Origin of the sequence: Leisingera sp. NJS201, from assembly GCF_004535885.1 — a bacterium.
Lineage (GTDB): Bacteria > Pseudomonadota > Alphaproteobacteria > Rhodobacterales > Rhodobacteraceae > Leisingera.
This window is the reverse complement of sequence record NZ_CP038235.1, coordinates 59,826-83,974: the sequence shown is the minus strand read 5'-3', so window position 1 is coordinate 83,974 and position 24,149 is coordinate 59,826. Positions and strand designations below refer to the sequence as shown.

General features: G+C 63.1%; 23 protein-coding genes and 1 pseudogene. 4 read left to right on the top strand and 20 right to left on the bottom strand.

Annotated elements, in window-relative coordinates; translation table 11 throughout:
• Nucleotides 1-14 precede the first annotated feature (14 nt).
• From ETW23_RS21970 to ETW23_RS21930, 10 genes are all read right to left on the bottom strand, one after another.
• Nucleotides 15-1,184, bottom strand: coding sequence for a glycosyltransferase (locus ETW23_RS21970; protein ID WP_134831428.1), 1,170 nt, complete (start codon nt 1,182-1,184; stop codon nt 15-17).
• Entirely contained in the window at nt 1,181-2,038 is an 858-nt protein-coding gene (locus ETW23_RS21965; protein WP_134831427.1) for a sulfotransferase domain-containing protein, read from the bottom strand. Before ETW23_RS21965 ends, ETW23_RS21970 begins: the two co-directional genes overlap by 4 nt.
• Nucleotides 2,035-2,379, bottom strand: a complete 345-nt coding sequence (locus ETW23_RS21960) for a lysylphosphatidylglycerol synthase domain-containing protein (RefSeq protein WP_167738188.1) — start codon at nt 2,377-2,379, stop codon at nt 2,035-2,037. Before ETW23_RS21960 ends, ETW23_RS21965 begins: the two co-directional genes overlap by 4 nt.
• Nucleotides 2,364-2,978 carry a lysylphosphatidylglycerol synthase domain-containing protein gene (locus ETW23_RS21955; RefSeq protein ID WP_167738187.1) on the bottom strand — a complete coding sequence of 205 codons (615 nt, stop codon included), beginning with the start codon at nt 2,976-2,978 and terminating at the stop codon, nt 2,364-2,366. The genes ETW23_RS21960 and ETW23_RS21955 overlap by 16 nt, the downstream gene beginning before the upstream one ends.
• A 159-nt stretch (nt 2,979-3,137) precedes the next feature.
• On the bottom strand, nt 3,138-3,890 hold the full coding sequence (locus ETW23_RS21950; RefSeq protein WP_134831424.1) for a DapH/DapD/GlmU-related protein: 753 nt from the start codon (nt 3,888-3,890) through the stop codon (nt 3,138-3,140).
• A gap of 29 nt (nt 3,891-3,919) precedes the next feature.
• Nucleotides 3,920-4,651 (bottom strand): TylF/MycF/NovP-related O-methyltransferase, encoded by a 732-nt coding sequence (locus ETW23_RS21945; protein WP_134831423.1) that lies wholly within the window; start codon nt 4,649-4,651, stop codon nt 3,920-3,922.
• Between the two features lie 92 nt (nt 4,652-4,743).
• Entirely contained in the window at nt 4,744-5,556 is an 813-nt protein-coding gene (locus ETW23_RS21940; RefSeq protein WP_134831422.1) for a formyltransferase family protein, read from the bottom strand.
• Nucleotides 5,553-6,275, bottom strand: coding sequence for a PIG-L deacetylase family protein (locus ETW23_RS21935; RefSeq protein ID WP_167738186.1), 723 nt, complete (start codon nt 6,273-6,275; stop codon nt 5,553-5,555). The genes ETW23_RS21940 and ETW23_RS21935 overlap by 4 nt, the downstream gene beginning before the upstream one ends.
• 220 nt (nt 6,276-6,495) lie before the next feature.
• Entirely contained in the window at nt 6,496-6,618 is a 123-nt protein-coding gene (locus ETW23_RS26610; RefSeq protein ID WP_302658552.1) for a hypothetical protein, read from the bottom strand.
• Nucleotides 6,615-7,316 carry a hypothetical protein gene (locus tag ETW23_RS21930; protein WP_134831420.1) on the bottom strand — a complete coding sequence of 234 codons (702 nt, stop codon included), beginning with the start codon at nt 7,314-7,316 and terminating at the stop codon, nt 6,615-6,617. Before ETW23_RS21930 ends, ETW23_RS26610 begins: the two co-directional genes overlap by 4 nt.
• A 158-nt stretch (nt 7,317-7,474) precedes the next feature.
• Between ETW23_RS21930 and ETW23_RS21925 the strand changes: the two genes are divergently transcribed.
• On the top strand, nt 7,475-8,746 hold the full coding sequence (locus ETW23_RS21925; protein WP_254695222.1) for an O-antigen ligase: 1,272 nt from the start codon (nt 7,475-7,477) through the stop codon (nt 8,744-8,746).
• A 174-nt stretch (nt 8,747-8,920) separates the two neighbouring features.
• On the top strand, nt 8,921-9,808 hold the full coding sequence (locus tag ETW23_RS21920; protein WP_167738185.1) for a sulfotransferase domain-containing protein: 888 nt from the start codon (nt 8,921-8,923) through the stop codon (nt 9,806-9,808).
• A 43-nt stretch (nt 9,809-9,851) separates the two neighbouring features.
• On the opposite strand, the gene ETW23_RS21915 is transcribed toward ETW23_RS21920, so the two are convergent.
• From ETW23_RS21915 to ETW23_RS21885, 7 genes and pseudogenes are all read right to left on the bottom strand, one after another.
• Nucleotides 9,852-11,141: a glycosyltransferase family 4 protein gene (locus tag ETW23_RS21915; RefSeq protein WP_134831418.1), complete on the bottom strand. Its 1,290-nt coding sequence runs from the start codon at nt 11,139-11,141 to the stop codon at nt 9,852-9,854.
• The gene (locus ETW23_RS21910) at nt 11,141-12,145 is read right to left on the bottom strand and encodes an NAD(P)-dependent oxidoreductase (RefSeq protein WP_134831417.1); all 1,005 of its coding nucleotides are present in this window, start codon (nt 12,143-12,145) and stop codon (nt 11,141-11,143) included. Before ETW23_RS21910 ends, ETW23_RS21915 begins: the two co-directional genes overlap by 1 nt.
• A complete protein-coding gene (locus tag ETW23_RS21905; protein WP_134831416.1) occupies nt 12,142-13,314 on the bottom strand; it encodes an FAD-dependent oxidoreductase in 1,173 nt (390 codons plus the stop codon). Before ETW23_RS21905 ends, ETW23_RS21910 begins: the two co-directional genes overlap by 4 nt.
• Nucleotides 13,242-13,637: an FAD-dependent oxidoreductase gene (locus tag ETW23_RS21900; protein ID WP_134831415.1), complete on the bottom strand. Its 396-nt coding sequence runs from the start codon at nt 13,635-13,637 to the stop codon at nt 13,242-13,244. Before ETW23_RS21900 ends, ETW23_RS21905 begins: the two co-directional genes overlap by 73 nt.
• Nucleotides 13,638-13,717: 80 nt before the next feature.
• Nucleotides 13,718-14,485, bottom strand: coding sequence for a class I SAM-dependent methyltransferase (locus ETW23_RS21895; protein WP_134831414.1), 768 nt, complete (start codon nt 14,483-14,485; stop codon nt 13,718-13,720).
• A gap of 195 nt (nt 14,486-14,680) precedes the next feature.
• Nucleotides 14,681-15,676 (bottom strand): annotated as a pseudogene (locus ETW23_RS21890) (IS30 family transposase).
• Between the two features lie 357 nt (nt 15,677-16,033).
• Nucleotides 16,034-18,379: a calcium-binding protein gene (locus tag ETW23_RS21885; protein WP_134831413.1), complete on the bottom strand. Its 2,346-nt coding sequence runs from the start codon at nt 18,377-18,379 to the stop codon at nt 16,034-16,036.
• 303 nt (nt 18,380-18,682) lie between these two features.
• Between ETW23_RS21885 and ETW23_RS26315 the strand changes: the two genes are divergently transcribed.
• A complete protein-coding gene (locus tag ETW23_RS26315) occupies nt 18,683-18,985 on the top strand; it encodes a DUF2793 domain-containing protein (protein WP_254695221.1) in 303 nt (100 codons plus the stop codon).
• A 65-nt stretch (nt 18,986-19,050) separates the two neighbouring features.
• Nucleotides 19,051-19,863, top strand: coding sequence for a peptidase G2 autoproteolytic cleavage domain-containing protein (locus ETW23_RS21880; RefSeq protein WP_254695220.1), 813 nt, complete (start codon nt 19,051-19,053; stop codon nt 19,861-19,863).
• Between the two features lie 152 nt (nt 19,864-20,015).
• On the opposite strand, the gene ETW23_RS21875 is transcribed toward ETW23_RS21880, so the two are convergent.
• From ETW23_RS21875 to wecB, 3 genes are all read right to left on the bottom strand, one after another.
• The gene (locus tag ETW23_RS21875; RefSeq protein WP_134831412.1) at nt 20,016-21,452 is read right to left on the bottom strand and encodes a mannose-1-phosphate guanylyltransferase/mannose-6-phosphate isomerase; all 1,437 of its coding nucleotides are present in this window, start codon (nt 21,450-21,452) and stop codon (nt 20,016-20,018) included.
• 119 nt (nt 21,453-21,571) lie between these two features.
• Complete coding sequence (gene wecC / locus ETW23_RS21870; protein ID WP_134831411.1) at nt 21,572-22,831, bottom strand: UDP-N-acetyl-D-mannosamine dehydrogenase; 1,260 nt, start codon at nt 22,829-22,831, stop codon at nt 21,572-21,574.
• Between the two features lie 34 nt (nt 22,832-22,865).
• Nucleotides 22,866-23,981, bottom strand: coding sequence for a non-hydrolyzing UDP-N-acetylglucosamine 2-epimerase (wecB, locus tag ETW23_RS21865; protein WP_167738184.1), 1,116 nt, complete (start codon nt 23,979-23,981; stop codon nt 22,866-22,868).
• Between the last annotated feature and the right edge of the window lie 168 nt (nt 23,982-24,149).

Below are 24,149 nucleotides of genomic sequence, written 5' to 3'. Positions count from 1 at the left end.
GGCTGCGGCTCAAGTCACCCATTTCCCCCGCCAAGCGGCAGCAAAATGGCATCACGGATTTCCTCTGGGGTCTGGCGGAACAGGCTGGCGGGCATCTCCAGAAGCGCACGGCGCCGCTCCGCCACCGCTGCGGGGCGCAGGCCTCTCAGAAATGCCACCAGCGCCTCTTCAGAGGGAGCCGGAATACACCAGCCCAGCCCTCTGGCGACTCGCTGCCCGGTTTCGGTGCCCGCCACCGCGATAGAAGGACAGCCAAAGTAGCTCGCCTCGTAAATCCGGTTCGGCAGCAGCCAGGTGGAATTGGTCCCCCATTGCCAAAGGTCCTGCGACCAGACCAGATCGCAGTCCTCATAGATCCTGGCCAGCCCGCTGGGATAATCGTAAGGGCCCGCGTAGCTCATGTTTGGATGGGCCGCCAGCACGGCATCAAATTCGGGCAGGGCGTGATGGTGGACGGCACCATGCATCACCACCCGCAGCCGGAGCCCAAGCTGTCGCGCCGCGGCCGCCAGCAGGGCAAGGCTGCGGCTGCATCGCAACGTGCCAACCCAGCCCAGCACCAGGGGCACGGCATCCTCTTTATCCCTGCCGCCGGGTCCGGAAACCGTCGGCCGGGCCGGGCCGTCCGGCCCGGCCCAAAGCTTGTTCTCGATCAGCGCGCTGGCTCCGGTCCAGCCCTGAACCGGCTCGAAGTAGTTCCGCAGGAAAGCGGGTGAGGAAACAATCAGGGACGCGCAGCGCGCCAGCAGCCGTCTCTCCGCAGCACGGAACAGACGCCCTTTGGCACCGCCGCTGGTCATCAGCCCGTGAATATCGAGGCATTCGTAAATCAGGGGCGGGCGCGGTGTGATCATCATCTGTGCCGCCGCTGCAATTGCCAGCATGTCCAGGTTGCGGGCCACAATCACATCGGTGCCCTGCAGCACCGGCCAGTTGCGGGCCACTTTGCCCACAGAGCTGATGATGGCTCTTACCCGCCCGGAAAAGTTCTCGTTCCGGATATGACTGAGGTGAACATTCTCCCAGAACGGCTCAAACCCTGCATTCATGTTGTCGCGCCGCATCGTGAAGGCGCGCACCTCAAAGCCGCATTCCATATAGCTGCGGATGCGCCGGATTTGCGCAGCCTCGGCCGCATCGAAACCAAACACGAGGAGCCTGAGCGGCCTGCCGCTGCCTTTCATCCGGCCGCCTCCCTGGCCGCCGTCTGCCAAGGCAGGGCCGGGCGGTTTAAAAGCGCCTGTAGCGCCTCCATCTCCGGGGCAAAGACCGCCTCCAGCCGATGGGCTGTTTCCGGCTGCATCGGCGGAATCTCGTCGCGGATCTGGACACTGTTGGCCCGCAGCAAGCCTGCCACTGGCGACACCGCCTTGATCCGTGCCAGAGCCCCCTCCAACCCCTGCTGGCGCATCCATCTGCCACCGGCCCGCAGCCCGGCCCGCAAGGCTGCGCTCCGGGCCCGGTCGCTTTCATTGCGCCGCTCATGCAGGATTGCGCTGTCAAAGCCCGGATCGACCCCGAAAAAGGAAAAAACCGCGGTAGCCGCACCGGTCGGGCTGGCTGCAACGTCCTCCGCAAAGAGCACTTTGACCTGTTCCGCCGGGAAGGCTGAAAGCCAGCGCTTCAGATGCGTGGCATAAAGGCCTTGCTCCAGGTAAGCCGGGTTATTCTCCAGCCCGTCCTCGAAAGTGCAGGGCGGGATATGGCCCTTGATGATTTCATGCATGTGGTTTGAGAACGCCCGTTTCACCGGGTCGCGCAGCAGCGCCAGCACTTTCAGTTCCGGGCGGTAGGCGGCGGCGCGGTCCGGGGCCCGTGGGTCGTGAAAATAGGAGGGCGAGCATTCGAAATAGACCTCTGCCCCACCGGTTTCCGGAAAATGGCTTTCATACCAACGGTACCCGCGGTCAAAGTAATAGGAAAAGAAATCGACCTCCTTGGGTTCAGAAAGGCCAATCCCGGGATGCGATCCGGCCACAGCATGGATCCAGGACGAAGCGCATTTCTGTGCGCCGATGCCGAGCACGCCTGGTTTCATCGGACGTCTTCCTTTGCCGACGCTGAGGCGGGCCCTGGGCGGGCCAGTATGGCGATGAACATCATCGGGAGGCTGACCAGAAGCTGCAGGCCAAAGAACACCAGCCCAACGGATATGCTGACCGCGGCGGGAATGCCCGCTTCGGTAAAACTGACCACCAGCAGCCATTCACGCAGGCCGAAGCCGCCAATCGTAACCGGCGCCATCAAGGCAATGAGCAGAACCGGAATGGCAAACAGCGCCAGCGCCAGCGGCACGGGAGCGTCAAAAGCCCGGTACATGCAAACGAAAATTCCCGTGCGCACCACCGCCAGCAGCACGGAAATCAGAATTGCGGGCACCACCCCCGGCGCAACATGCCCGGGGCACGCAATTCCGCGGCCAGCGCGTCCAGCTTGGACCGGAACCGCCGCAGCGGGCCGCGCATTAGCAGGTCCAGCAACCGGTCCAATTGCATCAGGACTGCCGCAGAAATCCCCCCAGCCGCGATCAAAGTCAGGCTCAGCACCGCTGCAACCGCCCATTGCCCAACGGCCGCCGACCCGGCCACGCCGACCATAACCGTGCCCAGCACCGAAGTATAACGGTCCAGCAGCAGCGAGGATACGATGAATCCCGCACCCGCCCGTTCGCGTCCATCCGAATGCGTGTGCAGCAGCACACCCCGGGCCACATCGGCCCCCATAGAGGTGGGTAGGATGGCGCCAAATCCAATTCCGGCTGACACCATCACAAAAACCGGCCAGTACCGACGGGCCTGATCCGGCGCATTGGCCGAGACACGCATGAGCAGCATCCAACGCCAGGCGATGACCATATACGCCAGGAGGAGGCATCCAGCAGCGGCCAGCAGCCATTCCGGCCACGCCTGCGTCACGGTGGCCGCAACCTTGCGCCAGTCCACCAGGCTTCCCAAAGCGGTAAGCAGTACGAGGGTCACAAGGAATTTCAGCGTGCGCGGGCGCCGCAGAAATTCAAGGCATTGCTTCGTTACATGCGCCACAGAACCCTCTCAAAAATTACCAGTCCGATTCCACCCCAGCGGTGCCTCCCCGGGACCGCCCGCCCGCAGCATGGCCCTGCGTACCCGGCCATGGCCTCACGATCTCTGACCGATTTCCCGGGCCGGTATCCCGGCAGCGATCGCATATGGCGGCACAATGCCAGTCACAACCGCCCCGGCGCCGACAATGGCCCCCTTGCCGATCATTGCACCATCGAGAATTTTGGCGCCGGCCCCGATCCAGACATCATCTCCGATTTCGATCGGCCCTTTGCTGACCATACCCTGCATCGCCATCGGTGTCCCATCGCGGGCCGTCAAATACCTTCCGCCGCCCACATAGCATTGCCCGCCCATCAGAACATCGTCGCCCAGGCTGATCCCGTTGACGCTTCCGATGAAGCATTGCGCTCCGATCGAACAGTTCTCTCCAATGGCGACTGACCCGCTTTTGGTCAGCAGGATGCTGTCCCGGGCCACCAGCGATCCGGCACCGATCCTGAAATGTTCGCCCGCCCGGATGCCGCGGGCATCCAGCATGCAATTGTCGTCGATGGCGACGCGCGCGCCCAGTTCGATTCGGGACGGGCAGCGCAGCGCAATATTGCGACCGAAATTCGCGCCACCGCCCACCGCCCCGAACAGGCCGGGAAACAGAGCCTTGCGCAGCGCATAGCCAAGCGCCCCCCGGGTGCCCGCTGCCGCAAATGCCACCAGCTCGTAATACAGCAGCGCTCCCAGACCCGGCTTTCCCACAAAGAAGCCGGAATATTTCTGCAACGGCGAGCCATCCGCGGAAATGTCGGAAATAATGCGCTGCTTCTTGATCGGGGACGGTTCGGGTTTCATGCCGGCTTTTCTGCTGGGTTTTGGGGCTATCAGGCGTTTCTGAGAATAAAACCGCGCCCGTTGTGTTGAAATTCGCAAAAATCCTCGGACCGGAACTGCGAATTTTCGGCCAGCCAGTCCGTATAGGCCTTGGGCTGGCCCAGCTCATCGGTCTTGCCATAGCTGTACCAATCATCGAACAAGAGCACCGAACCGGCCCGCACACACGGCAGCAGCCAGTCCAGGGCGACTTTGGTCGAAGAATAGTAATCGCAGTCCAGCAGGGCGACAGCGACGGGCCTGAACGGATGCGCCTGCCGGAGACTTTCGGTCAGAGACTCCTCGTAAAACCCTTCGATCAGGACCGCCCTGTCCATATTCATGCCGTTCCCGGACAGGTTCCTTTCCACTTCGGCCCGCGAGCAGGCGAATTGGCCTTCAAAAAACCGGGTGTCAGTTGAATCTATGCCTTCCGGTTCCGGCAAGCCTTCGAAACTGTCGAATCCGTAAAGGGTTGTACCGGACAGGCCCAGATCGCCCAGCACCCGGCTGGCTGCCAGAAACGTTCCGCCGCGAAAGACACCGAACTCATAATAGTCACCGTCAAACCGCTTTGCATCCGCGTCCTGCCGACTGGTCTCGAAGGCCAGCCGGATCGCTCCGGGGGCACCTGGGCTCAGCGTCCTGAAACCGGAATTGAACCGGTGATAGACATGCGACCCGAGCCGATAGAGCGGCGGTGACACCCGGAGGATCGACTCGATGGCAGATTTAAGTCTCATGCAAAACTTCCCGTTCTTAGGCTTGCCGTATCTGGGGAAATGAACTGGGGCACACCGCCGCCAGATCAAATGTCAAATATACTCCTTTGCTTTCATGCCGGACGCTGCCGGGCCTGCCGCAGCACCCGCAACACGGTGCGGGTGGCCTCGGGGGTGATGTCGGCATAGCGGTAGGCGCGTTCGCGCACGGGCGGTTGCGGCTGGCGTGCGGCCCGTCCCTCCAGCACCGCGCATACGGTTTCGGGATAGACTGCCAGCCCGCCCAGCTGGTTGCGGGCCCGCATCAGCCAAGGGCTGTCACCCGGCGCGGGGTTCAGCGGATGGCGGCGGAGGATATCGCCGCTATCAACGCTGGTATCGACGAAATGGATGGTGATCCCGGCGCAATCCAAGTCTCCGTTATGCACCTGCCAGAACTCGGCCCGCGTGCCGCGGTAACGCGGCAGCAGCGAGCTGTGCATGTTGAGCGTGCCATCGCAGGGCACGCTCAACAGAGCAGCGCCTAGGATCGGGCTGCCAGCCACCGCCAGCAGCCGCGGCGCCCGGGCGCGCAGCCAGGCTGCGGTGCCGGCAGCGTTGATCTGGTCTTCGGGGATATGATGCCGTTCCACCTCCGCCGGCCAGTCCGGCACCGGCCCGGCGCCGCGTGCGAATTCCGCATTAGCCTCCTGCTGCAGGTGCCACAGCCGGTAGGACTGCCGCGCCTGCCGCGAGACCAGGCGCTTGAACGTATTCAGGCGCAGCGCCCGGACGAGACTGGATTGGCGCGGCGCCGGTGCGGGAGGCCCGCTCAGAACCATCACCGCCAAGAGCGGGCTGTCCCCCCCGGCCAGCGCTGCGGCCATGCGCGCGGCCATGTGATGTCCGAACGGAGTCTCGCGGGTGATCAAAACAACCCCCGTCACCGAAGGATCCGGCCCGGTGGGATGTGAAAGAACAATTCGCGGTCGCGGAAGAAAAAAGACAGGAACTGCTCAGGCAGGCCAGGCCAGTCCGGCTCATTCTCCAACAGCCCGAGCTGCGAGCGGTGGCAGTCGAGCGCCCTGCGCTTGCGGTCCTGCAGCCCTCTGAGCGACACAGACGAGACCCGGGCTTTGTGCAATGTGTGCAGCATCCCCATCACGCCCAGCACATAACCCGCCTTGTTAGTCCGGCCTGGCGGCCGCCAGGACCGGAAATCGAAGCTCCAGACCGGGTACTCCCAATGCTCAGCATCGCCCATCCGCCCGGCTGCAGCCAGCTCCTGCACCGCCTGCGCAAGCGCTACGTGATCCCGGTGCCCGTCGCCCAGGGCGCAGACATAGACTTCGCTGGGGCGATGGCACGCGATCACTGCGGCCAGCCGCTCGCGCAGAGCTTCAGCATGCTGCATCAAAGCTCCGTCGGGGAACCCCAGGAAAGACACATGCTCCGCCCCAAGCCCTAATGCGGCACAGGCCAAAAGAGTTTCCTGCTCCCGCATCTCCACCAAAGCATGCCGCGATGTCTTGCGGGCAGGGTCATCGAGATGAGAGGCGCCCCCGTCGGTCGCCACCACCACACCGACACGCGCGCCTGCCGCCAGTTTTTGCATGATCATGCCGCCGCAGCCGAGGGTTTCATCATCGGGATGCGGCGCCAGCACCAGGCAGGACCGTCCGGATGCTGCCGCTGTCCTATCCTTCGCCTTCCAAGCCAGCCCTCTCCAGAATAGGCTCAGAGCCGCTTGTTCCATCCCCTTCCAGAAACCACGCACCGGACAAAACCCTTCAACATGCTGGACAAAAGCAAAAATTTCTTACTTCAGCCTACCGCAGGCACATTAAAAGTAAACACCCCTCTCACTGGCTTGCCGCCAGCCCGCTTCATACGGCGGCTCTGCCAAGCCCGCGGCGGCGTTTGCTGCGACGCAACGCAAGTTGCTCAGCCAGCACAGCGGCCAGGCTGCGGCGGCGGCCGATGGTAAGCGGCTGGTCTGCAAGCGTCATGAGCCGCGCTGCCATATCTGCGGCCGGCCGGTCCGGGCTGAGTGCGCCCTCCAGGGCAAAACCATAACGTCCGACACCCGCTTCTGCCCCCGGCAGGGGCAGCGGGTCGGTTCCCGGAAGAATCGCCGGCCAGCGCCGGAACAGGGGTGGCACTGGCCAGCCCGGGGGCGGCCGGCATTGTCCCCCAGAAACAGGCCCGGCGCAGCCTGCGTCTGCAGCAGCTCCGCCACCAGCCGACCGCGGCGGCCCAGCCATTTACCAACCCCCCAAGGCAGCACAGCCGGAATGCCCGCAGCCTGCAGCTCCCCCAGCAGCGCGGCGGCCGGCCGACCGTCGCAAAAGCGCCGCACCGTTGCCAGCGCCAGCACCTCGATCCCTTCGGAAGAAATCACCTGGCGCCCTGCAATCACTGTCAAGGCAGCGCCATCCTGTTCTCTCAGCAGAACCGCCGCGGCCGAATCCTCCGGCAGCCGCCGCAGCCTCCAGCCCGCAGGCAGTGCCGCCGCCTCTGCCGTGCAAAGCGTGTCAAAGGCATTGTCCCGGGCCGTTTCGGTGAAGAACAAGCAGGCGTCCCACCGCGCCGCGTCCAAGCCGCGTGCTCCCGCCGATAAATTCCGCCAGGCGGCCTCCAGGAACAGGTCCCGGTCAGCGCAGGCATAAAGGTGCACATGGCCATCGGCTAAAATCCATTCACTCATGCAATTCCCTCAACACCCCCGCCCCGGCCAGTTGCCGGGGTCCGCACCCCAGAATTTCCCCCGGCAAGGAAAGCCGTCAATGCCGCCACACTCTGCATTCTCTTGTCATACGGGAACTGGATTGCGGCAGGCGGGTCGTGTTCAAATGGCGGCAGTTCATGAAAGGCAGCCTGCCGATGTCCGCCACGATTGCCACCGCCAAAATTCGCAACGGCCCCGCATCTGCCGCAGCAGTCCCGCGGGATTTTGTGGCTTTCACCCTATGGGTGTTCGTGACATTTGTACAGTTTCGCTTCGACGAACTGCTGCTGTACCCGCTCACACTCTACTTCACATGGTCGGCCTGGAAGAACCAAAGGCAGATCATTAATCTTCTGCGCAAAGCCTGGATCCTGCTGAGCTTCCCGCTTTGGTGCCTGATATCACCGCTCTGGGCCGCGGAACCGGTCACCGCATTCAAACTAGCGCTTTATGTGACGCTGACGATGCTGATCTGCTTCCAAGCCGCAACCCGGTTGTCGCCGAGGCAGATTATGCATGCGGTGCTGCTGGCCACTTCTTTCATCGTGGTGATCAACTTCCTGAACATCTATGGGCCAGGCGGCAACCCGAACGGGATCTTTGCTCAGAAGAACACAATGGGCAAGAACATGGTGGTGGCCTGGGTGGTGGCCTCGGCTGTAGCACTGGATCCGGGGTCGCTCCGCCGGTACCGCTGGGCCGCCGCAGGGGCCGCGGCCCTGGCCGCCTATACGACCCTTCTCAGCAGTTCCGCCACCGCCGTTCTTCTGCTTACCGGGACGGGGCTGGCTAATCTGTTCGGCGCTGTCATTCTGCGGGGCGGAGTGATGCGGGCCGGGCGGATGGCGGCTCTGTGCCTGATGCTCGGCACCAGCCTCGGCACCCTCAGTCTGGTGGTGCCTTATTCCCGCATCGACCCGGTTGAAAAAGTGCTGGACGCCTTCGGCAAGGACCGCAGTTTAACCGGACGCACGGGCCTTTGGTCCTATGCAGAACAACAGATTGCCAAAGAACCGCTGCTTGGAGTCGGGGCCGGCGGTTTCTGGCGCTATCACTCTTCCCCTCTGGTGAAGCGGATCTACGAGGAATATTACAAGGGGCCGCGGGACGTCTTTAATTTTCACAGCAGCTTTTACGAAATCGCCGTGCATCAGGGCCTGATTGGATTGGGGCTTGTGATTCTCTCGGCGCTTTGGGCGCTCGCCCGGGTCTTCCGGGGCGCCTTGGGTGCAGCGGCGATGCCGCAGATCTATTTCCTGTCGCAGTCCTTGGCTGTATTGGTCCGCACCGCCACTGAAGCGGACTTCTTCCTGCCCTTCATCATCTTTCACATGCTTTTCTGGATCGGAGCATTGTCCGCCTTGAAGATCTCCATGGACGAATGGAAAAACACGCCCCTGGCCCGGTAGCCTCCACCGACGCAGATGCCAGAACCAGCCCCCATTCAGCCGGGAAACGCCAAGACCCTCCCCCGGGCTGCCGCCCAGCTGAGCAAGCGGCACTCATCCCAGTGGATCGAAGGCCGCCCATGCACTAGCTTTCAACCTGGACCACCCGGAGAGAACCGCTTAGGGGACGCACCGATGAGCAGAAAGATCATTCCCGATGTGATTGTCATCGGCGCAATGAAGGCCGGGACAACCAGCCTTTATGAATACATGGCCGGACACAGCCAGATCGGGGTTTCGGCAGAGAAGGAATTGGATTTCTTTGTGTCCAGCAAGAACTGGACACGCGGCCCGGGCTGGTACCACAGCCAGTTTTCGCCTGGATACAGCGTCTATGCGGAAGCCTCGCCCAACTACACCAAACGGGAGCTTTTCCCTGGGGTACCCGAGCGGATCGCGGAGATGATCCCGGATTGCAAGTTCATCTTTCTGGTCCGCGACCCGGTCAAGCGCGCCGAGAGCCACTACCGCCATGCGGTACTGAGCGGCGCGGATGTGCCGGCCGTCGCAGATCTGCCAGGCTCTCGCACGATGCAGCATTTGCTGGAGACCAGCAGCTATGCGACACAGATCGAGCCATATCTTGCGCTATTTCCGCGTCAAAATTTCCTGTTCCTGCATTTTGAGGACCTTGTGCGCGAGCCAAGGCAATTGCTGAGCACCGTGGCCGGGTTCCTCGGCATCCGCGATGAATGGCACGAGGCCGGAACCATTGCCGCCAATTCTTCCGAGACCCTGGCGCGTTTGCCGCTCTGGGTTTTTGCGTTCCGTGAAACCCGGCTGGCTTCTTTGCTGAAGCGTTTGCTGTCACGTCCGGCCTTCGGCCTTCTGAAGAAGCTGATAAGCAAAGGGGCAAAGTCACGTCAGGCCGAACCCTTCACCGCTGGTCTAAAGGAGACAATGGCCGCTCTGCTGCAAGAGGACCAAACCCGGTTCCAGGAGCTTCTAAAGGAAGGCGGGTGGACGCGCAGCGGCGGCGCAAAAAGGCCGAAAACGCCGCAAGGCGAAGCTGGCTCCCAGTGACGGAACCGGCGGGCCGCAGGCCGGATTATATGGCCGTCAGCACTCAAACCGGACCGGAAGAGGCCGGCCCTGCCCGGCGCTTTCCCGGAGCGCAGGGCGCGGGTCCGGCGCCCTTGAAGCCGACTTCCGCCAGCAGCGCCCGTATTTTGGCCTCATAGATCGGGCGGGCATAGGCCCGGTCATAGAGCTTGCGCGCATTTTCAGCCCGCCGCTTGGCCTCCTCCGGGTTGCTCAGCACGTCGCGCATGCTGTCAGCAATCGAGTCCGGTGACGGCGCGGCCAGAAAACAGCATTCATCATCCAGCACCTGCGTGTGCGACCAGATCCTGGTCGCAATCAAAGGCTTTCCGCTTGCCAGCTGCTCGTAGACTTTCAACGGGGTGTTGGTGCCGTCAATGCGGGGGGACAGCAGCACATCCGCCTCCCGGTTCAGCCGCAGCGCCGTCTTTTTCGAAACCCTTCCCGTGAACACGCATTGACCGGACAAGCCTGCGCCGGCCGCCACCGCCTTCATGGCCGCAACCTGCTCCGGGGTGCCGCCGGCCAGCACCAGCCGGGCAGCCGGGTATTGGCCGGTGATCCGGGCAAACGCCTTGATGACGCGGTCGATGCCCTGGTATTTTTCAAATGTTCCGGCATAGACCATCGTCGGGTTCCGGGGGGAAAACACGACATCCTCCGCATCCGGATCCACGGCCGCGGGCGCGTTGGCGGGCGCCGCCAGCCTGACATCGTCGAAGATCGAGTTCTCGATCAGAAAATGCTTATCCTTCCGGACACCCTGCTGCAGCGCATAGTCCCGCAGGTCCGGGCAGATGGTGATCACCGCATCAGCCGCCTTCAGGCAGCTGTCTTCCAGAAAGCGGAAGATCCCGATCAGTATCTTTGATTTTGTAAATCCGAAATTCTCCAGCTGCTGGGGCAGGCTGGAATGCATGTCGTAGATCAGGCGGAACCGGAAGACGGGCTTCAGGGCGCGGCACCAGAACACCGCTTCCTCATGGGCATGCACCAGCCCGTAGCGGTGCCGGATGAGCATCCCGATGGTCCAGATCAGAACAAAGATGTCCAGAAACAGCTTCTTGACGGACGGGCCGACCGGCACAGGTTCGAGAAACGCAATGCGCGGGATCCGCACGATACGGACGCCCGGAATATCCACATCCTGTCCGGGATGGTAGGTCAGCAGATCGATCCTGACGCCTTCCTGGGCAAGAACAAGGGTCCGGTAATAGACGCTGAACGGGGTGCCGCGGGGGGTGAAGAACGGGTGCGGCGCCACGACAAGCATATCCGCGCGCGCCCCTGTCTGCCCTGTCTGCCGGTCCGCCATCAGAGCCACCCCTCTCTGACATACCAGTCCGCAGTGTCCGCCAGCCCGCTTTCGTTGGTGTGAAGATACTCATACCCGGTATGCTGCCGCAGTTTCGACGTATCAAACGCGCGGTCCTTGGTGAAGAAGGCGACACGCCGCCGGTAAATCGGCGGCTCGATGCCCAGAGGCTTGCAAATCCATTCGCACAGATCGCCGGCGATGAAAAACGGGGTGACGGGCAAGCGCAGGATCTTGGGCGCCGTTTGCAGATTCCCGGCAATGACGCGGATCATCTGCTCGATGCTGATGGGATCCCGGGCACCGCAGATATAGACCTCGCCGAGGGTCCTTTCATGGGTTGCCGACAGGATCATGAACCGCACCAGATCGGTCACATGGATCAGATGGTACAATCCCTTGCACCCGTATCCCAGGATCGGCACCACCGGTTTCTTCGCCATCTTGAAGACCTTCAGCAAACGCCGGTCTCCGGGGCCGTAGATGGCGGCGGGCCGGACCACCGTGAGCGGCAATCCTTCGGTCTGCGCGAAATCCCTGATCCACAGTTCCGCTTCGACTTTGGTATCCTGATACAGATCCCCGGGCGCAAAGCGGCAGTCTTCGTTTGCGGGCGGATTTTCTATATGGCCGTGAACGCCGATGGTTGACACGTGGACAAACCGCTTGAAGCCGGGATTCCGCATCGCCGCTCTGGCCAGATGCTGCGTGCTTTGCACATGCACTTTCCAGTAGACATCGTCGCTGATCCGGGCTTCCCGGTATGCCGCTGCGACATGGAAGACATAATGCGCGCCCTCAGCGGCGCGGACTGCGGTATCCGCATCAAACACATCGCCCTGAAAGATCTCGACCGGCAGATCGTTGATGCCATCGCGCTGCGAGGATTTGCGGACAATCGCGCGCACTGTGGCGCCGGTGGCGCATAATGCCCTGACCAGATGCTTGCCGGTGAACCCGGTCGCGCCGGTAACCAATACAATATCGCCCCTGCCAATACTCATAATCGCACCGTCTCCAACCCGTTGATCAATGTTCTTTTGAAGGCCGAAGAGGACAGGCGGTCCAAGACCTGCTGCGCCTCTTCGCGCCGCCGTTCGGCCGGCCAATCGAAATGATCCGCCAGCGTTTGCAGAATCACAGCAAACTGTTCCGCGCGCATTTTGCCCAGCACGAGGTCGTTTGTTCTGCGCAGGACGATGTCGCTGAAGCGGAATGCCTGGGTGTGTTCGATATGCGCCGCCACGAAACCGCGCAGCTGCGCGCCGGACAATCCGCATATGTCATGCGGCATATCCGGATAATCCGGGAGAGGTGTCTGACGCGTCCGGCAGCTGCGGTGCTCATTCCATTGGCGCAGCAGCCGGTCAACGGTTTGTTCCGCGGTCAGCCGGGCGGTTGTCCATTTGATACTGACGATGCTGAACATTCCGCCGATACCATCCGTGGCGGCATGATCGACGATCTTGCTTTCATGCAGTTTCGCACCGTCTTCGGCCGCCTTGCCGTCGCCCGGGGTAAGCCCCTGGTAGCAATACAGGATGTCGTCAAGCGTCAGGCCCATCGCCGGGCAGGCGGTATTGAATTCATCGACAAATGCGGCGATTTCCTCCGGGTCGGTTTCCATGCCGCTGGAGCTGCCGCGGTATGTGAAATGGGTCGTTCCGATAACCGCCTTGCCCTGCCAGGGCACCACGAAGAACATCCGCTTGGCCCTGTCGACCCGGGAATCGGAGGCGCGGGCGCTCTTTACGGCAAGGGCATAGGGCAATGCGGGTTTGCTGGTGACAAGGTTCATGCTCTTAACCAGTCCAACCTTCAGCGACAGCCTGGCGCCTCCGGCCTGTTTGATCCAATCCGCGGCCCAGGGCCCTGTTGCATTTACCACCGACCGCGCCTGTATTTCGAACCGGTTGCCCGTGCGCATGTCTTTTGCCTTGAGACCGCAAACGGAACCGCGGTCCGGCGCGCTGAAACACAGCTGCTCAGCCTGCACGCGGTTGGCGGCGCAAGCCCCGTGATCCACCGCCTGCTGCAGGATCTGCAGAACAGCCTTGTCAGCGAAACCAACCTGAGCGTCGGCCCAGACCGCGCCGCCGCTCAGGCCGTGCCGGTCAATGCCGGGGCAAGCGCCCGGCAGGCGGCGGCCCGCATCAGCCTGCCCTTCGGCCATCCCGGCCTGTTGCCGTCCCGGAGCGACACAAGCGCGTTCAGCAGTTCGAAAAGGCCGATCCCGGCCCCCAGTGCCAGCGGCCCTCTCATGCCGTATCCGTAGGCGGGCATCAGGAAATTCAAAGGCTGAACAAGATGCGGGGCGGTCCTCAGGAAAATCTGCTGCTCGCGGATGGAGTCAATGGCGCGCCTGAAGTTCAGATGCTGGAGGTAGCGGATGCCACCGTGAATGGTCTTCAAGGAATTATGGCTGGTCGCGCTGCAAAAATCCGCCTGCTCGATCAGCGCGGTACTCAGGCCCCGCAAGGCCGCGTCCCGTGCCACACAGGCCCCTGGATGCCGCCGCCGACCACCACCACATCAAAACGGCGGTTCTGCAAAAGGGATAAGTCGCGCCTCATAGATTACCCAACACTGTCCGTTTTCCGCACAAAGGCCAGCATGTGATACCCGGTATTCCGGGTCATGCGCGCTGGAAGAGCGTGAAACAGGTCGACAAAAAGAGTGTTATAGACGGCGGCCTTCCAGCCTTTATGCACCTCGGTTCTTTTTGGAAAACGGTATAGTTTTATTTCTTTATCAGGAAACGGGGCGGTCAGTTCCGTGAAATCCCTCAGGTCCATTTTGTGAAAGACCGGCGCATCCATGTAGTCGATTTTCACACCGGCAATGCGGTGCAGGAAATACAGCCACGAGCGCCTGTTGATTGCCATGAGGAGCGCTGTGCCGCCAGGTTTCAGAACCCGGTGAATCTCGCGCACCATTTTCCCGGGCGACGGCGTGAAATGCAGCACCGTGTGGCAGTACACGAAATCGAATTCATTGCTTGGCAGATCCAGCGTTTCACCGTTCATGATCAGGAGCTGCCCCGGAACCCTCCGCCATCCGAAGTTTTCTTTTGCCAATGCAATTGCCTGCGGTGAGATATCTATGCCGGTGACATCGGCGCCATGGGATGCAAAGCGCGATGTATCGGTTCCAAGGCCGCACCCGATATCCAGCACTTTCCGGCCGCAATAGCGATCAAATCCCGCCGCGGCAGGCAAATAGTCAAGTTTCTCGAAGCGATAGCGCTCAACCTCCTCAAAGAAGGCCTGCGTCCCAATCTGCAGATGATTGGCCACTTTCCAGTTCGAAACGTTTTGGTCCCAATACCCCGAGATGTTTTTCACCGACTTTCACCACTTGCACTACAGCGTCCGGCCCGATTGCGGTCTCCGCACTGTAAAATCCCTTAAACCTCATTAGCAACATGGGGCGATGGCGCGGAGCGGCACGTTTTTTCTTTTTGTCGAAGACTCAAGGGTCGTTACGGCATGTGAGCGATACCTGAACCGCGACTCTTGTCTGGCTTCAGGGTAGGTGGCTCACCTCATTTCCTCCAGCATCTTTTCCCAGAAGACCTCGGCGGGCGTTCGGTAGCCGAGGCATTTGCGCGGCGTGGAATTGAGGCGGTGGCAAATCGACCTCAAAAATCGATTTGTCAGTGCCGTCAGTTCTGTCGAGCGGGGCAGGTACTTTCGCAGCCTGTTGTTCGTGTTCTCGACGGATCCTTCCTGCCAGGGCGCCTGGGGATCGCAGAACCACGCCTCCGTTCCGATCCCAGGCTTGAGCTTGCGTCAGTTTCGGAACTCGATCCCTCTGTCGAAGGTGATGGACCGCCGCGCCGGCTGGGGCAGGGGTTCCATGACGTCCATCAGCCGGTTCATCAGGTGTGTGGTGCTTCTGTCTTGGTTTCTGAACAAGACGGCAAACCGCGTCTTTCGCTCTACAAGCGTGGCCACGTTGGCATTGCCCTGGGCGCGTTCGAAGATCATCAGATCGCCTTCCCATTCTCCGAATGTCTCGCGGGACTTCACGTACTCCGGGCGCTGATGAATGGAGCGCTCCGGCGGAAAAACAAGGCCGCGCCGCCTGCGCGCATAGCGCGGCTGCCGATTCTTGCGCCCGCTCGGCAGGTGGCCCGCCAGTTCTTCGGATTGGCCATCGGGGCCATAGACGTAAGCGTAAATGGTCTCGTGTCTCACGCACACCGGTTGGCCTTCAAACCAAAGACGACCGGCAATCTGCTCTGGTGACCAGCCTTCCTTCAATTGGGTGATCACTGCTTTGCGCAGTTCTTTCAATCGCACGAGTTTGCGGCGGCGCATGCGTCTGGCAGCCGCGGTTCTCTGTGCGTTCACACCGTAGTAGCCGTTCAGATATGGCAGTTCACGGTCTTCAAAACGGTTGCGCTTGATCTCGCGGTAGACAGTAGAGCGATACCTGCCGAGCGCAGTCGCAATCTTGCTCACGGGCGTCTTTGCGTTCAGCATATCCTCAATTGCGCGCCGTTCACGCAAATCCAGCTCTATGTGGGCCATCTTCCATTCTCCTTGCTTTCCAGCAAGATAGGGGAATTGTCACAACCCAATCTAGAATGTGTCCGCTGTGAACTTACGCTGAAGCGTAATGCGTATTATGTAATATAACCTCAATTGCGCCTCCTAAAAACGGAAACCCGGCGCAAGTGCAGCATCACCTGATGCCGCTAAAGGGCTGCCGCCAACAGCCCGGCAAACGACTGCCCCTGCTTCTCCTTGCATCACACAACTGATCTGCCCCAAGAAAGCGCGCCGGCAGCTGGCCCGGCGCCAGGTTCCGCCGCCGCAGGACCCCCAATGTCAAAAGTGTATACGTTCGGCATATCCTGCCAGTGTCACATTCAGCCCCGGCCATCCTCAAAACAAAAAGTCATCCGCATCCAGCCGGCCCGGGTTCAGGTCTTCCAGAAAGATCCTGCCCGAGCCGGTGAGGATCAGCGCTCCGCCGTCCTGGCGGCTGATGTCCAGATCCGCAAACCCGTCCGCCGCGGCCCCCTCAAGATCAATCAGGTCGCGGCCCGGGCGGAAGTCGGAAATGGTGTCGCGCCCGTGGCCGCGGGCAAAGACAAAGACATCCTCGCCGCCGCCGCCGCTGAGCAGATCATGCCCCTTGCCGCCCTCCAGCCGGTCATCGCCGCCCTGGCCGGACAGCTGGTCGCGGCCCTTGCCGCCGTCCAGCGTATCGCGCCCCGCCCCGCCCTTCAGGCTGTCATTGCCGCCGCCGCCCTTCAAATCATCATGCCCGCCCTGGCCCTTGAGCTGGTCCTTGCCGCCGCCGCCGGACAGGGTGTCGCTGCCGCCGCCGCCCTGCAGCAGATCGCGGCCGCCCTGCCCGGACAGCAGGTCCTGACCGCCGCCGCCCTTGAGACTGTCAGCGCCGCTGCCGCCATAAAGCCGGTCATCGCCGGATCCGCCTTTCAGCAGGTCGTTGCCGCTGCTGCCCTTCAGCCTGTCGCTGCCGCCGCCGCCATAAAGCCGGTCGTTGCCGGTGCCGCCGTCGAGCAGATCATCACCGCTGCCGCCCTTCAGGCTGTCGGCGCCGCTGCCGCCTTCAAGACTGTCATTGCCGCGCCCCCCGTCCAGCCGGTCATTGCCGCCCTCGCCGCTCAGCAGGTCATCGCCGCCGGTGCCGTCCAGCCGGTCGGCGCCGCTGCCGCCGTAGAAACTGCCGCCCGGCAGGGTCTCCCCCGCCTCCTGCCGCTGCGGAAAGGAAAACCGCAGATCCGGGCCGAACACATCCGCCAGCTCCAGCGGCGTGCCCGCATCGCTGATCAGCACGATCCGGGTGCCCCCCGCTTCCATCACCATGCCGCTGCTGCGCGCCTGCGCATCCAGCTGGCCGGTGCTGTAGAGCCCTTCGAACAGCGACAGGTCCAGCTGGTCCTCGCCGGGGGTGAAATCGCGCACCGTCACCGCCCCGGCCGCCGGGTTGATGACAAAGGTATCGGCGCCGCTGCCGCCGGTCAGCCAGCCGCCTTCCGCCCCCGCAATCAGCACATCATCGCCGGCCTGGCCATAGAGGTTTGCACCGCTCCGGCCGCCCTCCAGCACGTCATTGCCGGCACTGCCGTCCAGCCGCGCCGCGCCCGCCGCCGCCAGCTGCAACTCGCCCAGGCTGTCAAGCGGCAGGGTGAACCGGCTGATGCCGCCGGCCGCGCCCGAGGCGGCAAAAATCTGCAGCTGGCCGCCAACCGCCGCCGCCTCCAGCGCGGTCACATTCTGCAAGCCCAGCCCCGGTGTGTGCTCCAGGCTTTGCAGATGGATCAGCGCGCCGCCCGGGGTCAGGGTGAACAGGCTGAGGCCGCCGTCATTGCCCGCCGCCAGCACCAGCACATGGCCCTCTGCCTCCACCACCTCCAGCGCGCTAAGGCCGCCGAAACGGGTCATCGCGGTATCCTGCAGCTGGGCTGAGACCTGCAGCCCGCCATCCGCGCCCACCTGCATCAGCGTAAGCGAGCTGCTGCCCGCCGCCCCCAGCAGCGCCCAGGCCTTGCCGCCGGCCTCAAACCCTTCCAGCACGGTAACGCCGGAGACCGCCAGCCCCTGGTCCGCCCCCAGGTCGCTGCCGGGGCTCAGCGCGCCGGTGGCGGCATCGGCCCGGAAGCTGTGCAGCCCCCGCGCATCCGCCGCCAGCAGCACCGGGCCGCCCGCCGTCTGCACCAACGCCAAAAGCGCCGCCGGATCCAGGCCATAAGCCGCATGGCCGCCCGCAGCACCGGCCTGGCCCTGCACATCCCCCGCCGCATCCAGCTGCCAGCCCTGCAGACCGCCGCTGGCCGCCCCCACCGCATAAAACGCGGATTTGCCATCTGCCAGCTGCAGCACCGCCACCGCGCCAAAGCCGCCCGCATCAGCGCCTGCCAGCGCATCGCTGTCCTGGCTGCCCAGGCTGCCATCCTCCGCCAGCTCATAAAAAGTCAGCGCGCTTTGGCCGGTTCCGCCCTGCAGCAGCCGCAGCCCGCCGCCGGCCTCGGCCAGGTGGAAATCCCCGGTGCGGATCCCGGCCTGGCCATGCAGCTGCTGGCCCGCCAGCTGCGGCAGGGCGCCAGTGCCATCCAGCTGCCAGCGGCTGATGCCGCCGTTCATGCCGGTGGCCGCATACAGCACCGCCTGGCCGTCCTGCACGGCGATTTCCAGATCACGCAGGTCAGTGCCGAAAATCATGTCGTCCGTGCCGAACCGTCCGGTGAATGCCAGTGCCATAACCCGCTCCCTTGCGCTTGAGGCCCGGGGCTGAAACTGGCCGGGGGCGGGGCGCAAAGCGGGAAGCAAAGCGGGCAAAATCAGGGACATTGTTTACAGATTGACGACAATTGAACGAACAGACCCGCAACAGGCCCGAAACGGGCCGGGAACAGCTGCGGTCATGCCTCCTGCCCTGTTTGCCCGCTCCCCGCCCCCCGATCCGCCGTTGCGCAAGCAGCGCACGCCCCGTTATCCGCAGTTTGACGCGGCTCTGGCACTCTGGCGCGGAACCCGTTTTTTGCTGCTGCCGGAGCCCTGCTCATGACCCAGACCTCGCCGATCCTTGCCCTGCCCTATCTGATGCCTGCCCAGGCGCAGAAACATGTGACCCATAACGAGGCGCTGCAGATGCTGGATGCGCTGGTGCAGCTCCGCGTCGAAGGGTTCGATGCCGCCGCCCCGCCCGCCGGCCCCGCCGTGGGCGAGACCCATGCGCTGGCGGCAGCGCCAACCGGCGCCTGGGCCGGCCACGGGGCCGAGATTGCAGTCTGGCAGGGCGAGGGCTGGCTGTTCCTGGCGCCCTCCCCGGCTGGCGCGCCTGGAGCCTGGCGGACGCAGAGCTGAGGGTCTGGGACGGCAGCAGCTGGATCCTGCCGCCCGCTGAAACCCAGAATCTCGGCCGCCTCGGGGTGGGCACCGCCGCGGATGCCGCCAATCCGCTGTCGGTTGCGGGGCCTGCGACGCTGCTGACCCATGGCGGCGCGGGCCATCAGCTCAAGGTGAACAAGGCCGCCGCCGCCGACACCGCCGCGCTGCTGTTTCAGTCGAACTGGAGCGGCCGGGCCGAAATGGGGCTGGCGGGCTCTGACGATTTCTCCATCAAGATCTCCGCCGACGGCAGCGCCTGGAGCACCGCGCTGGCGCTGACCGCAGACGGGCGCGCAGGCTTCGGCACCGCCAGCCCGGCGGCGCATCTGGAAATCCTGGGCGGCAGCGCCGATTACCTGCTGGCAGGCGACGGCAGCGCCGAATTCCGGCTGGGATCGGACGGCAACGGCAGCTGCTCCGGCGCCTGGTCCGGCGGCGGCGCCGATTACGCCGAATGGTTCGAATGGGCGGATGGCAACCCAAAGGCCGAGGACCGCCGCGGGGTCTCGGTAGTGCTGGAAGGCGCAAAAATCCGCCCTGCACAGCCCAATGAGGCCCCCATCGGCGTGATCAGCGGCAATCCGGCGGTGATCGGCGATGGCGACATGGGGGAGTGGAAACACCGCTGGCTGCGCGACGCCTATGGCAGCCTGCTGCGCGATGCCTCAGGCCGCCCGCAGGAAAACCCCGCCTATAATCCATCACAGCCTTACCTGCCGCGCGCCGCCCGCCCGGAATGGGCGCTGCTGGGACTGACCGGCAAGCTGCGGCTGAGGACAGGCCAGCCCGTGGCGCCGGACTGGATCCGAATGCGGCAGGTCTCGGCAGAGGTCGAGGAATGGCTGGTCCGCTGAAAACCGGCGGGATCTTCCGGCCTCTCTTTCGAGCGCCTCTTTGGGCGGCAGGCTCCCGCCCGTCCCGGATCAATCACAGATTGATCCTCCCCGTTGGGCCCGGCGCCGCTGGCGCGGGAGCCCCCGCCTTTTACCCTTTGCCCTTTGCCGCCCTACCCTTTGGCGCCCTGGCCGCGGGCATAGACATCTTCGTAGCGGATGATGTCATCCTCACCCAGATAGCTGCCGGTCTGCACCTCGATCAGCACCATCGGCACCTTGCCCGGGTTCTCCATCCGGTGCACCGCGCCCAGCGGAATGTAGACCGACTGGTTCTCGGTCACCAGCTGTTCGCTGCCATCCACCGTCACCTTGGCGGTGCCTTCGACCACAATCCAATGCTCCGAGCGGTGGTGATGGCTTTGCAAGGACAACGCCGCACCGGGGTGCACATGGATACGCTTGACCTGAAAGCGATCGCCCACGGCCAGGCTTTCAAACCAACCCCAGGGGCGGTGATCCATGGGGAATTCTGTGGCCTGCTTGGCCCGTTTTTCCTTCAGCGCCGCCACAGCCTGCTTCACATCCTGGGCGCGGTCTGCCGCCGCCACCAGCACCGCATCCGGCATCGCCACGGCAATGATGTTTTCCAGCCCGATACCGACCAGCTCCAGCCCTTCGCCTTCGGACCGCAACAGGCTGTCCGCACAGTCGATCGCGGTGGCAGGCCCGGACGTCACCACGCCCGCCGCATCCGGACCGCTCTCGCGCCAGACCGCATCCCAGCCGCCCAGATCGGACCAGCCGCCCGCAAAGGGAACAACGCTGAGATTGGCTGCCTTCTCCATCACCGCATAGTCGATCGAGATATCCGCCGCCCCCTGCCAGGCCGCCGGGTCCAGCCGCAAAAAGCCCAGATCCGGCTGGCCCTGATCCACCGCAGCCTGCACCGGCGCCAGCAGATCCGGCGCATGGGCGCGGAACGCCGCCAGAATGGTTTTCACCGAAAACAGGAAAATCCCCGCATTCCACAGGTACTGCCCCGAGGCCAGCATCTGCGCCGCAGTCTGTGCATCCGGCTTTTCGACAAACCGTTTCAGCCCGATCGGGCGCGGGGTGAAATCGCCGGGATCCGTCACCAGTTCCAGATAGCCGTAACCGGTTTCCGCCCGGTCCGGCTTGATGCCGAAGGTGACCAGCTGCCCGGCACGTGCGGCTGCCTCGCCTGCCGTGACAGCCGCGCGGAACGCCGCCGCATCCGGCACCACATGATCCGAGGGCGCCACCAGCATCAACGCGTCTGGATCCTGTTTCTCCAGCCACAAGGCCGCCGCCAGCACCGCAGGCGCCGTGTTGCGCCCTGCAGGCTCAATCAGGACGGCACCGGGGTCAATGCCGGCACCGGCCAGCTGCTCGGTGACAATGAAACGGAAATCGGAATTGGTCAGCACCAGGGGCGGCGCAAAGCCTTCCCCCGACAACCGCGCCGCCGAGGCCTGAAACAGGGTCTGCTCCCCGGTCAGCGGCACAAACTGCTTGGGGTAGCTCTTGCGCGACAGGGGCCACAGCCGGGTGCCGGAACCGCCGCAAAGAAGGATGGGATGTATCATTGCGCTGCCTCTGCGATTGCCTGTGCCTGTTCTTTGCCGCAGGTTCGCAGGTCCAAGGCAGGCGCGCAATCACCGCGTGCGCTACGGCGGCTCAGCCAGCCGCCGCAAGCCCATGCAGGTTACGCCAGCCCCACCACGTCGATCAGCTTCAGCCCCTCTGGCAGTTTGTCTTTGAGACTGTCAAAGGCAGAATGCTTGACCAGCACGCAGGCCACATCGGCAACAGCCAGCGCCTCTTTCAGGTCCGAAAGCACGATACTGCCTTCGCCCAACTTGGGCGGCAGCGCATCAATATGCGGCTCCACCGCCAGCACCTGGCAGCCCAGCTTGCTGAGTTCCGAGGTAACCCCCAGGGCGGGGCTTTCACGCAGGTCGTCGATATCCGGTTTGAACGCCAGGCCCAGACAGGCAACCTTGATGTCCTCCATGGACCGGGACGGTTCCGCCGCCAGCACATCCATAACTGCATCGCGCACCTTCTGCATCACCCATTTGGGCTTGCCGTCATTGCCGTCGCGGGCGGCACGGATCAGCTTGGCTTCCTCAGGCGCCGACGCCACGATGAACCAGGGGTCCACAGCGATGCAGTGGCCGCCGACACCGGCGCCCGGCTGCAGGATATTGACGCGGGGGTGGCGGTTGGCCAGCGAGATCAGCTCCCAGACGTCAATGCCGAACTTGTCGCAGATCACCGACAGCTCGTTGGCAAAGGCGATCTGCACATCGCGCGAGCTGTTCTCGGTCAGCTTGCACATCTCCGCCGTCTTGGCGTCGGTGACGATGCAGTCGCCCTGCACCACCTTCTTGTACATGGCAATTGCCATTTCGCTGGCACGTTCGGTCATGCCGCCGATAATGCGGTCATTCTCCACCAGTTCGCGCACCACGTGACCGGGCAGCACCCGCTCGGGGCAATGGGCCACCTGCACATCCGCCTCATTGCCGGCATCCTGCGGGAAGCTCAGGTCCGGGCGCGCCTCGGCCAGCCAGACGGCCATCTGCTCGGTAGCGCCAATCGGCGAGGTGCTTTCCAGCACCACCAGATCGCCCACCTTCAGCACCGGGGCAATCATATTGGCCGCCGACTGAATATAGCTCAGATCCGGCTCATAGTCTTCCTTGAAGGGGGTCGGCACCGCAATGACAAAGGCCTCGGCCGGCTCTGCCGTTAGGGTGGCGCGCAGATTGCCGTCGGTGACCGCCTTGTGCACGATCCCGTCCAGCTCCGGCTCAACAATGTGGATTTTGCCTGCATTGATCGTCTCCACCACTTTGGGGGAGACATCAACGCCGATGACTTCAATGCCCCGGGCGGCAAACAGGGCTGCAGTCGGCAGGCCGATATAGCCCAAACCAATCATAGAGATACGGTTAAACATCTTATCCTCATTATCCAGAGATCTGAAATTCTGCTCAGCCGCGGGTCAGTGCTGCGGCAATCCGTTCGGAGGCCTTGCCATCGCCATAGGGGTTCATCGCGCGGGCCATCTCGTCATAGGCCTGCGGATCCGTCAGCAGCCGCAGTGCTTCGCTGCGGATCTTCTCCGGGTCGGTTCCGACCAGGCGCACGGTGCCTGCATCGACCGCTTCCGGGCGTTCGGTGGTGTCGCGCATGACCAGAACCGGTTTGCCGAGACTCGGAGCCTCTTCCTGCACCCCGCCGGAGTCGGTAATCAGGAAATGCGACCGCTGCATCAGCCAGACAAAAGGCAGGTAATCCTGCGGCGCGATCAGATGCACCGCCGTGGCATCTCCGAGGATCCGCTTCACCGGCTCCTGCACATTGGGATTCAGATGCACCGGATAGACGATCTGCACATCGCTCTCTTCGCTGATCCCGCGCAGCGCATGGCAGATGTTCTCAAACCCCTGGCCGAAGTTTTCCCGCCGGTGGCCGGTCACCAGGACCATCCGCTTGCCCTCTTCCAGGAAGGGGAAGCGGGCCTGCATCTCCTCATTCAGCGCCGTATCATTGTCGAACTGGGCCACCACCTGCTGCAGCGCGTCAATCACCGTGTTGCCGGTAACCACGATGTTCTCATCCGCCACATTCTCGGCCAGCAGGCTCTGGCGGGCGGTTTCGGTGGGGGCAAAATGCAGGTCTGCCATCCGGCCCACCAGCATGCGGTTCATCTCTTCCGGCCAGGGCGCATAGATGTTCCCGGTGCGCAGCCCGGCTTCGACATGGCCAACGCTCACCTGCGCGTAAAACGCCGCCATGGCTGCTGCCATCGTGGTGGTGGTATCACCGTGAACCAGCAGCCGGTCGTAATGATATTCCTTCAGAAGATCACGCAACGCCAGGATGATTCTGGACGTGATATCGGTCAGATCCTGACCCGGTTTCATCACGTTCAGGTCGAATCGCGGTGTGATGCCAAAAAGCTGCAACACCTGGTCCAGCATTTCACGGTGCTGTGCGGTCACGCACACGTCCACCTGAAGCCCTTCAGTTGCCTGCAGTTTTTTCACAACAGGCGCCATTTTGATGGCTTCCGGACGGGTGCCAAACACCATGAGAATTTTCAACTTAAGACCCTCTTTGAAACGCGTTGGAAACGCGCATTTTTTAGCAACTCTGGTTTGAATTACAACCAGCCATTTTTTGGCGGAGATTTGCGCAAAAGCAAGCCCAGCGGATTGCGGAGCGCTTGCCCTGCCGCTAGTAAAGCCGGAATACCCGGCCCGGAACCGGAC